Consider the following 12,431-nt stretch of genomic DNA (forward strand, 5'->3'; position numbering starts at 1 on the left):
CGGCTCCGACCCCCATCGACGTGAATGTCGTGCGATTGTCAAAATTGTCGGCCATGTTCATCGACGAGTCGATCGAACCGGTTGTCACCACCGGAATTCAAGACCTGAGCGGCACGATCAAGGGCCTGTCTTCAAAGCAGATCGCAAAGGCGGAGGTGGCGTTGACCGGGACCGTCGACGAAGTGGCACCGCTCAAGATTCAGGGGCAGATCAATCCCCTCAGCGAGGATACGTATACGCACCTGACCTTCCTGTTCAAGGGCGTCGACCTGACGGCCGTGTCGCCCTACGCGGGTAAGTATGTCGGCTATCCGATCACCAAGGGCAAGCTCTCTCTCGATCTGATGTATCAGGTGTCGAAGCAGCAACTGGTAGGGGAGAATAAGGTCCTGGTCGATCAGCTGACCTTCGGAGAGAAAACCGACAGTCCGGATGCCACGAGCCTGCCGGTTCGGCTGGCCGTGGGGTTGTTGAAGGACCGTCGGGGGCGGATCGATATCGATATGCCGGTGCGCGGTGATTTGAACGAGCCGGATTTTCGCTATGGCCGGGTGGTGTTGAATGCGTTGGTCAATCTGATCACCAAAGTGGCGACCTCTCCATTTTCGGCCCTGGGAGGCCTTGTCGGCGGCGGCGGTGAAGACTTGCAGTTCATCGACTTCATGGCCGGCAGCGAGGTGTTGGAGAGTGCAGAACAGCGAAAGATCGAGTCGATTGCCAAGGCACTCCAGGAACGACCGGCGTTGCGGGTGGATGTGGCGGGTGCGGCCGATCCTGCGCGAGACCGCGAAGCCCTGGCCTTGCAGAAAATTGGGGCCGAGGTGCAGCGACGGTTTACTCAGGGCGGAACCAAAAATCTGCAGGCTGTGCCCTCGCCCTCGCGGGAGTTTGAACTTCTGAGCGATCTCTATGCGGAGAAGTTGGGAAAGCAACCGATGAAGCGTGAAGAGCTTCCGGGGGGCAAATTCGTCGAACGGGTCATGACGGCCGACGAACTGCGACAGCAGCTTTCTCCGGCGATGACGGTTGAGGACTCAGAATTGCGCCAAATGGGGCAAGGACGCGCCAGGGCCATTCGTGAGCATCTGATTGAGCAGGGCGGGTTGCCCGAGGATCGCGTCTTCCTGATTGACGCGGAGCTGGCGCCTTCAGAGGGAAAACAGGTTCGGGTCAGGCTGAATTTGACGGGCGGTTGAGCGGTCTGGAGAGGATCAGAGCTTCGGCTGATAGCGCATTCGCGTCCCGTGCAGCAGTGAGAGCTCGATTTCACTCGCGCTCAATTCAATCGGGAAGTAGGCCCCGGAAATCTTGGCCGCATTGATGCTGGCTCCTTCGAGCTTCGCGTTGCGGAAATCGATACCTCGAAGATCGGCTTGCCGAAAGTAACACTCGCTGAAGTCCAATCCATCCGCCTCCAGCCCACGTAAGTCGAGGCCCCGCAAATCGCAGCGGGTCAGGTCGACCGGCTCGCCTCCCGCCCGTTTGACGTTGAACTCCTTGATGCATCCCTCGCGAAGCAAGCGGTACATAGGATCGTTGGAGATCCGGAGTCCGGTGGCGGGTGGTGTGGTGTTCTCCATGCGCTCCTCCTGTGGCACCTGAGGTTCTTATCGGATACGTGAGTGAAAACTTGAGGGGGCAGGCGGTTTCTCCCGGCTCCGGGGTTGCGCATGCTTCGTAAGCTTCCGCTTGCGCCGGACTGACGAGAAACGGTACTCTAACCCTGTCTTTCTGCTCTCTTACGCAGTGCCATCACCAAGTCAGACCTGACATCGAAGGAGGGAATCATGGGACTACGATTGGGCGACGATGCCCCAAACTTTACAGCTGAGACGACGGAAGGGACGATCAACTTTCATGAATGGCTGGGCGGCGGGTGGGGGATTCTGTTTTCACACCCGAAGGATTATACCCCCGTCTGCACGACGGAATTGGGGTATATGGCGAGGATCAAAGGGGAGTTCGATAAGCGTGGCGTCAAGATTCTCGCCATCAGCGTGGACCCGTTGGATTCGCATCGCGGCTGGACCAAGGACATCAACGAAACTCAGAATTGTACGGTCAGTTACCCGATCATTGCCGACCCGGAGAAGAAGGTCGCCGATCTGTATGACATGATCCACCCGAACTCGCTGGATAGCATGACCGTGCGATCGGTCTTCGTGATCGGGCCGGATAAGAAGATCAAGTTGATGCTGACCTACCCGGCCTCCTGCGGGAGGAATTTCGACGAATTGCTGCGCGTGGTGGATTCCCTGCAGCTGACGGCGAAATACAAGGTGGCGACCCCGGTGAACTGGAAGGACGGGCAGGATTGCATCATCACGCCGGCGGTGAACGATGCCGAAGCCAAGACGCTGTTTCCGAAGGGCTTCAAATCGATCAAGCCCTATCTTCGGCTGACTCCGCAGCCCAATAAGTAGCGCGAGCTTCGACGAGTAGTCATGAACGGGGGAGGCGGCTATGAGCCTGCCTCCCCCGTTCTACTTTGCCGCCGATTGTGATGGGAAAGTTCGCCGATGGAGAAGCGGCGTCACAGGGCAGGAATCACGAGATCAGACCAGGAGGAGGCCCGCTTGGCGGATCGACTGCCAGGCGGCGCTCCTGCTGAATCGGTCGAATCCGCGCGTGCCGGCGACCGGAAAGTGATCACGGACTTCGGCGAGACGGGGGTAGTCGTGATTCGTCCGGCGGGGCGAAGGCGTCGATGCGTGCAGGAAGCGGAGCAACCATTCGGTGTGCGGAGACGCCAGGCTGATCGTAAAATCTTCGGTGCGTGTCGGGAGGATGATCCTGGTGCGGGTACGTCCGGTTGCCGCGATCACAGGCCGGCCGCCGATCCAGACGCAACGTCGTTCGGCGGTCAGTGGCACGTCGGAGGAAGTCGCCAGCGCCTGCGTGAGCCAGGTCTTCGTCACCCGAGGCGGTTTCACCCGATGTGAGAACCAGCGTTGGGCCGGAATATCGAATCCGGCCTGTTCCATGTAGTTGAGCAAGGCGGCGCGCAGGCCTTCGCCGAGCCAGGGTGGGCAGGTGGCGTTGGGGTCGGCGTGGCGGAGATCGTTTTCGGCAAACCCTGCGAAGGTCGGGCCGAGGATCGTGAGGCCTTCCGCGGCCGGGTTGAGCCCGATGGGACTGTGGGCGGTGGCCGTAAATTTGTGCCAGAAGGCGGACTGCAGCAGATGGTTCGCGAACAGTTGCCGCACACGTTCCAGTGAATCGACCGTGTCGGCGATGGTCTCGCCGGGACACCCGTACATGAGATAGGCATGCACCAGGATGCCGGCCTGGCGAAAGGCCGCCGCCACCCGCGCCGTTTGGTCTACCGTAATCCCTTTCTTCATCCGTTCGAGCAAGCGATCCGATGCGGCTTCGAGCCCGGCGGTGAGGGCGATGCAACCGGATGCCGCCAGCAGCCTTGCCAAATCGGGGGAGAACGCCTCTTCGAATCGAATGTTCCCCCACCAGGAAATGGTCAGGCCGGTTTCCAGCAGGCGAAGGGCCAGGGATTTGAGCGCGGCCGGCGGTGCGGCCTCATCGACGAAATGGAAGCCCCGTTGCCCGGTTTCTTGAATCAACGCCTCGATCTGGTCGATCAGGACGTCGGTCGGCGTCATCTCATAGCGCGAGATATAGTTCAGCCCGACATCGCAAAACGTGCACTGCTTCCAATAGCAGCCGTGCGCCACGGTCAACTTGTTCCAATGGCCTTCCGACCAGAGCCGATGCATGGGGTTCAGGCTGTCGAGGATCGAGAGGTAATCGGTCAGCGGGAGTCCGGCATAGGTCGGTCGGCCGAGCTCATGCATTGGAATGTCCGGTTCCTGACTGCCGTCTCGAAATATGACGCGCCCGTCTCTGCAGAGAAACGTCCGCCGGAGCAGGGGCTCCGGCCGCCCGCCCGCCAGGTGTTCCAGGAGGCAGAGGAAGGGGCGTTCCCCGTCGTCGAGCGTCACATAATCCACGTACCGGAACAGTCGTGGGTCTTCGAGTCGTCTCAGTTCGGTGTTCACATATCCGCCGCCCAGGACAACGACGATATGTGGTGATTGTGCCTTGATCGCCTGCGCAATCCTCAACGCGCCGAACAGATTGCCGGGAAAGGGAATCGTGAGGCCCACGACATCGGGTACGGTCCGGTGGAGATGAGGCCGGAGCGCCTCGAGCAGCAATTCGTCCGTGAGGCTGAGCGGTCGAGTCAGAGCGTCCTCGATCCGGTCGAATGACGAGGTGGCCTGCATGATCTGTTCGGCGTAACGATTGAGAAACAGGTGGGGAGCCACGGTACTCTGGAGGAGGTCCGTGAGGTCCTCAATGTACAGCGTGGCGCGGTGCCGGGCGGTGTCCGTCGGCGAGGCTGCGAGCGATCCTTCTCCGGGCCGACGATCAGCGGCAAAACGGGGGCCCTCCGGAAGAAATCCCGGGCGTGCGAGGTGGGGAGCTAACATCGGGTCCTTCCCTTGGAGAAACGCGATCACGGGCTGGATAGTTTGGAGATAAGCGTCTTCAAGGGCCAGGATCTGTTGGACTTCCCCTCGCCACGGCCGATCCGTCTGCTTGATGCGGGTAAACGCCCGTTCCAGCCCTGATCGAGAGAAGAGGCGCAACACCATTTCGAGGCCGAGGTCGGCTTGCGCGGTCTCATATCCCCGTGAACGCAGGAATCCCGTTAGGTAGGCGGTCGCAGGATAGGGCGTATTCAGTTGGGTCAACGGAGGAATAACCAGGAGGACGCGTGGCTTGGCCATGCGAGGGAGATACCATACTGCAGGCCGGCGCTGCCAGCTGTCTGCTCGGGACGAGGCGCCCGGTTGGGCTAGGCGGCGCGCATGGACGATTGGACGAAGTAGCCGGTCCATCGCTTGATGCGAAAGTACTCGACCACATTCGCCGGCAACTCGCCCCTCGGGATAGCCCGAAGAATGCTGAGTTCCGGCTCTGTTTGGAGATCGATGGTGTGGGGTTGATCGGCGGGGGCAGCCTGGTCGTGCAGCAGCACGAGGGGCTTGAGACGGTATTTGAAATTGATATTGAGCACCTGTCCGAACGAGCCGTCGGTCAGCGACACGACGGTTCCGGGCGGAAACACGCCCAGCGATTGGATCATCGCGATCAGGACTTCCGGCGAAAACAGTCGCTGTTGATGCTTGTACATCGTCGCCAACGCTTCCGACGGCGAAAGGGCGTCTTCAGGATGAAAGCTATTGACGAGCGCCTCGTAGTGGTCCACAGCGCTCACGATCCTGGTGGGGAGCGAGATTTGGTCGCCCTTGAGTTTCTCGGGGTAGCCGGACCCATCGAGCCGTTCATGGTGGCTGCGGATGACATCCAGCACTTCCTCGGGAAACCCGGGGAATCGTCTGAGCATCTCGACCCCAAGGTAGGGATGCAGCTGATATTTCACATTCTCGACTTCTGAACGACGGGCACGGTTCTGCAGGATGTGACGCGGGATGCGTTGCTCACCCACGTCGAGGAGCAGTCCGGCCATGCCGATCAGTTGGAGCGCCTCCTGGTCGATGTCGAATTGCTGCGCCACGATCATGGATAGCGTCGCCACATTGAGGGCATGCAACAGGTTGGCGTTGGCGATCTCTTCCGGGTCGAAGGCGCTTGCGACCGTGCCGGCGGCTTCCGTGTTGGTCAAGAGCGTGCTGAGCCCGCCGATCATGGACTGCGCGTGCCGCAATCCCTCCTCTGATCCGCTGACGAGGTTTTTCATCATCTGCGAACTCTGATCCAGCATCTGCCGATAGGCGGTGGAGGCGAGTTCGACCGCCTGGTGGTAGTCGCCATGGGTGGGCTGCTCTTCTTCGGCCGGGGTCGGAGCCTCCGGTTCGGCGCCGGCCTCGGCTGCGCGGGTCTGCGCGGCCGCTTCCGAAACGCCGCTCGACGAAGGAGTCGGCTGGATTGCGTTGCCCTCTTCGTCCGTCTCCGGGTCCGATTCCCGCGGGTAGACCAATACGGTGGCCAATCCAAGGCCTTTGATTGTCGTGATCTGATGTTGGGAGGTGAGTTTGAACGACCGGCGTGGGAAGGGATGCTTGAACCAGGAGCAATTCAGGTCGACATACATGCCCAGGCGGAGATGCTCCGGACGGAGCACCAAGGTGTCGGACGTGTCGAGTTTGGATGTTTCGTCTGAGGTTCGAAGCAGCGCCATGGGTGTTTCTTTTGCACGGGACCCGTCGGTCGATACGTAAGCACTTCAGGCTATGGGCTATATCGGACCGGAGCAGAAGAAACTTGATAAACAAAGGGGCCGGCGGATGTATCGGCATATATTACGAGTGGCCCTGTGCTCGGTGCAGGTCGAATCAGGCTCCTGGATTTGCATCAGATGCCTGTTGGTGATGGTTCAGTTATATGCGTAATATCAATAGTATAGGAGGTATCTCCTTCAGTGTGCGAAGCAGTATCAGGGGGATGCGCATGTCTCCGCTTCGACAAGGCGAAGAAAATCCAGACAGGCAGAGTGGATGTGTGTCGGCTCTCGTCGTAGGTCGCTGCCGAGAATAAAGACGAGGTCCGAACCGTAGAGGGTGATCATCTCGCGAATGCGCGACGCGGTCATTCTTCCTGCGGCGGTCGGGAGAATGGGGGGACAGCCACCGAGTGCTCGCCGGCATGCCGCGGCAATCTGACGACAGTCCTCTTCCGATATCGGGTAGTTCAGGCCATAGGTCGGGTAGATGGTGATATCGGCGCCGGCCAGCCTCGGGAGAAGACCGAACAGAACTGCGGGAGCGATGCCGCAGTCCGACGTCACATAGTGGCTTCCGAGAAAGTCCGGATGGGCGAGGAGGGGCAGCGACAATGAGGAAAGCTGAGCCAGGGACGCCATGGCGTCAAAGCCGGTCAGGCCGGGACAGAGCAGGAGCGCACCCGCGCCCGCTTGCGTTGCCTTGGCGGCCTGTTCCACGAGCGAGGGCCAGGGGCCGGAGATATGCGGCGCATAGAGACACCGTTTTCCGGTCTGGCGCGAGGCCTTGGCGATGGCTTCGGCGCAACGGGCGACCCGCTCCTCGAATCGACAAAAAGTATGATCGCGCAGACTCTGGTCGTCTTTGATCAGATCCACCTCACCCAGGGCGAACTCGTGGGCCAGCTCAGCCAGCTGCCGTGGAGAATACCCGAGCGGCTTCAATACCGCGCAGATCAGCGGACGTCGGGGGACTCGCAGCAGGTCGCGGAGGCCACGCGAGCCGTATCGAGGCCGCGTCCACCGGGACGCGACCGCATCGGACAATGAGAGGTCCGTGACGCGGATCTGTCCCTGCAGGCCGGCCATGCCGATGATCATGTGAAGGAGCGCGCTCATGGTCCCGTCGAGCAGTTCGACGGGGAAACTGATCACGGCGCGGTGAGATTCGGGGGTGATTGCCTCAAGCTGAATCACCCGACCCAGAAGCTGATCTCGAATGATTCCGGAGGGAATGACATGATCGGCCGCTTCGACCGTCTGGTCGATGCAGAGCAGGTCTGCCCGCCTGCGTGCATCGGCAGCCGATCCGTGCAGACGATACTCCACAGAAAAGCGCTCTCCTGAAAATTGCAGATCGGTATTCCGACTTGAATGGTTCGGCATGTCCCGTCTCTTCTTAGTTGCACTGCGCGAGGAGGAGAGGGTACCGTATTTTCGCCTGATTCGATAGGTGGGGCGTTCTGAGCAGGTTGTCGTACGAGGCCGGTGATGGGAGCGTGGATGATGGTTCCAAAGCAACAAGTCAGGCCGTGGATGATGCGAGTGCCGGTTGCGGGTCGATGGGTCCTGGTGATGGTGCTGAGTGGCTGGAGTGCCGCCGACGCGGCGCAACGATTCGTGGACCTGACCTACACGTTCGATGAGACCACTCAAGTCTGGCCTGCCAATCCTCCCTTTCATCGTGACTCGACCGAACGGGGAGGTACGCCGACGGAAAAGTGGTACGCCACAGGGCAGGTGGCGCTGTCCGAGCATGCCGGAACGCACATGGATGCGCCCGTTCATTTTGCGCAGGGGCAAGCGGGAATCGATGGCATTCCGGTCGACCGCCTCATCGGCCCTGCGGTGGTCATCGATGTTCGCGCTGCGGTGGCGGCAGATCGCGACTATCGACTCTCCTTGTCGGATATCCATCGATGGGAGTCTGCGCACAATAGGATTCCGACGGGGGCCATTGTCCTGGTGCTCACGGGATGGGGTGTGTACTGGAAGGATCGTGAACGGTATTTCGGCAGCGCCACGCCGGATGTGCCGACGTCGCTACATTTCCCGGGTTTCTCACAGGAAGTCGCGGAGTTTCTGGTGACGGAACGACATATCTCCGGAATCGGAATTGATACAGCCAGCATCGATTATGGTCCCTCGCAGGATTTTGTGGTGCACCGGATCGTGAACGGAGCCGGCCTCTATGGGCTGGAGAATGTGGCGCGACTGGATGAAGTCCCCGCCTCGGGTGCCACGGTTATGGCGCTCCCGATGAAAATTGCCGATGGAACAGGGGCGCCGGTTCGTATCATCGCCATTCTTCCTTAGCCCGGACTATTCATGGATACCTGCTCCGTCGTCCGATCCTATTGCCCGGCGAAGCTTTTCTCGTTCGGCCTCCTCGACGGACTGCCAGTACGCCTGCGTCGGCCTTACGTGCGAGAAGCCTCGACGGGCTTCCGTCTCGAACGCCTCGCGACGGAATTCATGAATAATCCGGTCTGACAGGATGGTGAAAAAGCCCGCCCGCTTCGTTCTCGCAAGACACTGCCGCCTCACCGTCTCGGCGGCGTTCACAAACGTGACGCGCTTTATTCAGCGCGTCGTGAACCTCCGAGGCTCAACGTACCGCAAGGGTACGCCTCACCTCCTCGCATTGCTGCGGCCTCGCTGGACGGCCTTTTTGACCATCCTCCGGGTTTCACTTCTCATCGTCTCAAGTTCTGCGCTCTTTCGTTTTTTGAAAGCGCTAATATGGTGTCCAGCAGTCTATTGGAAGATGTCGCTGGAGGGACTGCCACTCCAGCGGATTTGACCTGGTAATGAAATGAGCCGCATTCGGTTGTACAGCGATTTTAACTGTCCCTTTTGTTATGCGATGCATGAACGCCTCCATTCATTTGGCGTAATGGATCGGATTTCCTGGCAGGGGGTCCAGCATGCACCGCATCTGCCGGTCCCGATGGCTGGGTGGGCAGGGCACCTGGCAGCTGAATTGAAGCAGGAGGTGCAGATGGTCCGCCGGCTCGCGCCCGAGTTGCCGATCGCTGTGCCGCCGGGAAAACCCAATACCGGGCGGGCGATTGCCGCGTCTGCGCGCGCGCTTCACATTGACCCGCTTCGGGGCGGGGAGTTTGTGCGATCGTTGTATCGGTCGTTCTGGGTGGACGGCCAGGATCTCTCCGATGAGATGGTGCTACAGCGGGAGGCCGAACGTCAGGGGTTTGCCCCCGCGCAGATTGTCGGCACAGAGGCCACCACCGTAGATGCGATTCTTCGGGCCTGGAATGATCAGTGGGCTGAGGCGGATCATCAAGGCGTGCCGCTCCTGCAACGCCCGGACGGAACGTTGCTCGTCGGCCTGATGCCGGCGGATGTCCTCGAAGAATTTCTCTCCGGGAAATAGCGCCTGGTTCGATCCGCCTTCCGCCGATCATCGAGCGTATCCCGGTACGTAACCGGTTGGCTCACGCGTTCCCACCTCACTGCAGAAACTGCCGAATCAGTTTGTCGTCAAGAGTCCCCGTGGTATGAGTGGCCTATTGCAGAGCTGAGTAGTTCTGCTAGGCCGTTTAGCCCACAGGAGTGACCCATGAAATCAGCGCAATGGTTCCTCGCCGCGTTCATATTAAGCTGTTCGTTGTTCGAGACACATCATGCCGTTGCGTCGGCAGCGGAACCGGCTCCCGGCGCAGCCAAGGCTCTGGCAACATCTCCCGAGGCCACACAGGCCGGGGAGAAAACCGAGTTCTATGTCAGTGTCTATCTCCAGGGAAGCCGGCCGCTGAATCGTCCGGTGAGGCTGCAGGAGGATCCCTTCGCGAATACCGACGTGCAGGGCGGGTTGGGAGGCGGGTTGAAAGTCGGAATATTTCCCGCGTTTGCCGGCCGGTTCGTCGGATTGGAGGCGGACCTGTCCGGACTCGATGGCAAGGTCAATGCGCCTTCGGCCACGACCGGCGGTGTGACGAGGAGCGCGAATTTCCGTCTCCAGTCCATCAACGTCATGGCGAATGTCTTGCTGCGGTACCCCGGCGAGACGGTTCAACCGTATATCGGCATCGGTGCAGGGTTGTCCGGAGGGTTTGCGCGGGATTTGAATCTCCAGCACAGCACTATCGGCACGGTGCATGAGAATGCCGCCGACGGCGCCTTCGCCTATCAGTTTCTCGGCGGGGTGCGCGCCAACGTCACTGAACGCATGTTCCTCTTTACGGAATACAAATATTTTGTGGCGAATTATCAGTGGGAGAGTGAAGTCGCGAGCGGTGCGCGCGGTCCGTCATTCACCATGAACTATCGAGCACACATTATCTCCGGCGGCATCGGCTTTACCTTCTAGCCGGCTGTGGACCTGGTCTGCCGACGGCATTCTCGGCATCCGTGAAGCGTGCATCGTGAGGCGCATTTCAGCAGGCATCCGAGCTGATAGCTGATGGCGGGAAAGAAGAGCGTATGGCTTCTGGATGAAGGCAGAACGCCGCGGGCTAAATGATGTCGCCGTTCGTTTGAGGCGCCGACGGGCGCTTGAAGGATTTGAAACGGAGGGAAAACTCCTGCTGCCCGGGGTCGGGCGAAAGGCGGAACGATCCCTCGGCGCTCAGATATTCCTGCGAACGGGATTTCCCCTGAGGAAAGACTTTGAGCCGAAACTCTCCCCCTCGTGCCTGTGTCTCACCATCTTCCGGTAGGCTTCCTTCGATCTCGATGTATTCCTGTAAGGCGCCGAGAGCCTGGTCGTAAAGGCCGCGCAGCAGGCTGTCAGGAGTTGTCCCCTCGAATGATTCGACCGCTTCGAGGGGGCGTGGTACGTCGCGGGGCGCTGCATGACCCTCCTGGGCCAGGAGCAGCGGTGCAACGCAGAGCAGCGTCGCAATGAGGAGGCGTGTCATACAGACAGTCTAACGAGCAGAGAAAAACGCGTCAAGCCGAGGGGCGCGAGCGGGCGTCGCTGGTGAGGTCAATCGTGCGATCAACAACGTGGAAGCAGTTTCTCATTCCGGTTCCATTGCGAAACCGTGCCGCTGTTGTCGGTCAGCTCCAGCTTGTCCTGCGCCAACACCCGTACAAACATGGGTGGCGTCTTGCTTTGGGGGACGATCAAGCGAAACCGGTCCTGCTCCTTCTCGACGCGACCCGACTGCGAGGTCGCCCTGTAGAACTCCGAGACGTTCGCCGCCGTAATAGTCCAGACGAATTCTTCCTGTCGATCGACGAACTTGGCGGAGCCTTCCCATGTGCCTACGAGGGAGGGCTCGACCGGCGGCAACCGCTTGACGGCGACCTTGCGCGGGACGGCCGCAAATGATTGCCAGAGCAGCGGGTCGAACTTGTTCGGCCCCTGATTCTTGGCGAGTTTGTCCCAGGTGACACTCAGAATGCCGGTGGTTGAGAAGCGGTCGCTCCCGGCCACTTGATAGGTTCCGTGCAGGATCTCTTGATAGGATTCCGCCTGCCAGCGTCCCCGGTCTGCGGTCACGGTGCCCGGCATCAATACGGCAGTCGTGAGGGACCAGGTGCCGCCCTCGCTCAGCGCAAGATGGCCTTTGCCATACATCAATCCGACGGGTGGGCAACCATACCAATCACCGGCCCATTGGGAAGGAGTGGCGGTCAACCCTGGCTCGGTTGACGCCGCCGGACCGGTGCGAAGGGGTCCGCCGAGTCTCGTCGCGGCGACCTTGGCGAGGTTGGTCACGGCCGCCTGCGCGTTGGGTTGTTTCGAGGACGAGAGCGACAGGGTGACCAGCGCATCGGCTTTCAGAAACGTCAGCTGAATCCCGCCGATAGGCGACCGCAGGGTGAAGGCGCCGTCGCCGACTCCTGGAACCGGTTGGTGACCGGCCTTTGAACGCTGATCGTGAAACAGAGTTTTTGTGTCCCCGTCAGGACCGGGGTTCAGTTCCACCGTCACGGTTTCCTGGGGATTACGCTTCGCCTGGTACAGGCATTGGCGATCATTCTGGCGCAGGCCCGGCGTCACGGGGGTGCCGATAGCCAATTCGACTTCGGCCTCTGTGACGATCAAGCAGGCATTGAGACTAGATGAGATCACGTCGGAGGATTGTGAACAACCGAGCACTGCAGTCCCGGCCACGAGGAGGCCCAGGAGCGGTCGTATCAAAGAGCAGTACGCCATGGCATGCGCAGTCTAGGAGGGTTCAGCGACAAATTGCAAGGTGCGTCGCCAGGCTACAGTGGTGAAGCGGTGGCCGTCGTAATGATCGGCCTGCGTCCTGTG

Annotated in this window: 11 protein-coding genes; 5 read left to right on the plus strand and 6 right to left on the minus strand. The window is 60.3% G+C overall.

Going from position 1 to position 12,431, the window contains the following annotated elements:
• On the plus strand, positions 1-1,196 hold a 1,196-nt coding region (locus H8K11_12175), incomplete at its 5' end, for a DUF748 domain-containing protein (protein MCS6264503.1).
• Between the two features lie 15 nt (positions 1,197-1,211).
• Here H8K11_12175 and H8K11_12180 read toward each other — a convergent pair.
• Positions 1,212-1,580 carry a pentapeptide repeat-containing protein gene (locus H8K11_12180; protein ID MCS6264504.1) on the minus strand — a complete coding sequence of 123 codons (369 nt, stop codon included), beginning with the start codon at positions 1,578-1,580 and terminating at the stop codon, positions 1,212-1,214.
• Between the two features lie 207 nt (positions 1,581-1,787).
• Here H8K11_12180 and H8K11_12185 point away from each other — a divergent pair, with 207 nt between their 5' ends.
• A complete protein-coding gene (locus H8K11_12185) occupies positions 1,788-2,423 on the plus strand; it encodes a peroxiredoxin (protein ID MCS6264505.1) in 636 nt (211 codons plus the stop codon).
• Positions 2,424-2,555: 132 nt separating this feature from the next.
• On the opposite strand, the gene H8K11_12190 is transcribed toward H8K11_12185, so the two are convergent.
• The 3 genes from H8K11_12190 to H8K11_12200 form a co-directional block, all read right to left on the minus strand.
• Positions 2,556-4,748 (minus strand): B12-binding domain-containing radical SAM protein, encoded by a 2,193-nt coding sequence (locus H8K11_12190; protein MCS6264506.1) that lies wholly within the window; start codon positions 4,746-4,748, stop codon positions 2,556-2,558.
• A 68-nt stretch (positions 4,749-4,816) separates the two neighbouring features.
• Positions 4,817-6,163, minus strand: a complete 1,347-nt coding sequence (locus tag H8K11_12195; protein ID MCS6264507.1) for a DUF3391 domain-containing protein — start codon at positions 6,161-6,163, stop codon at positions 4,817-4,819.
• 255 nt (positions 6,164-6,418) lie between these two features.
• Positions 6,419-7,588 carry a ribulose 1,5-bisphosphate carboxylase large subunit gene (locus H8K11_12200; GenBank protein MCS6264508.1) on the minus strand — a complete coding sequence of 390 codons (1,170 nt, stop codon included), beginning with the start codon at positions 7,586-7,588 and terminating at the stop codon, positions 6,419-6,421.
• Positions 7,589-7,708: 120 nt separating this feature from the next.
• On the opposite strand from H8K11_12200, the gene H8K11_12205 reads away from it, so the two are divergent.
• The 3 genes from H8K11_12205 (at position 7,709) to H8K11_12215 (ending at position 10,532) form a co-directional block, all read left to right on the plus strand.
• Entirely contained in the window at positions 7,709-8,518 is an 810-nt protein-coding gene (locus H8K11_12205; protein ID MCS6264509.1) for a cyclase family protein, read from the plus strand.
• A 499-nt stretch (positions 8,519-9,017) separates the two neighbouring features.
• Entirely contained in the window at positions 9,018-9,596 is a 579-nt protein-coding gene (locus tag H8K11_12210) for a DsbA family protein (protein ID MCS6264510.1), read from the plus strand.
• Between the two features lie 186 nt (positions 9,597-9,782).
• Complete coding sequence (locus tag H8K11_12215) at positions 9,783-10,532, plus strand: outer membrane beta-barrel protein (GenBank protein ID MCS6264511.1); 750 nt, start codon at positions 9,783-9,785, stop codon at positions 10,530-10,532.
• Positions 10,533-10,677: 145 nt separating this feature from the next.
• On the opposite strand, the gene H8K11_12220 is transcribed toward H8K11_12215, so the two are convergent.
• Both H8K11_12220 and H8K11_12225 read right to left on the minus strand, forming a co-directional pair.
• Complete coding sequence (locus H8K11_12220) at positions 10,678-11,082, minus strand: hypothetical protein (GenBank protein ID MCS6264512.1); 405 nt, start codon at positions 11,080-11,082, stop codon at positions 10,678-10,680.
• Positions 11,083-11,162: 80 nt separating this feature from the next.
• Positions 11,163-12,314 carry a hypothetical protein gene (locus H8K11_12225; protein ID MCS6264513.1) on the minus strand — a complete coding sequence of 384 codons (1,152 nt, stop codon included), beginning with the start codon at positions 12,312-12,314 and terminating at the stop codon, positions 11,163-11,165.
• Between the last annotated feature and the right edge of the window lie 117 nt (positions 12,315-12,431).

Source organism: Nitrospira sp., assembly GCA_024998565.1.
Taxonomy (GTDB): domain Bacteria; phylum Nitrospirota; class Nitrospiria; order Nitrospirales; family Nitrospiraceae; genus Nitrospira_A.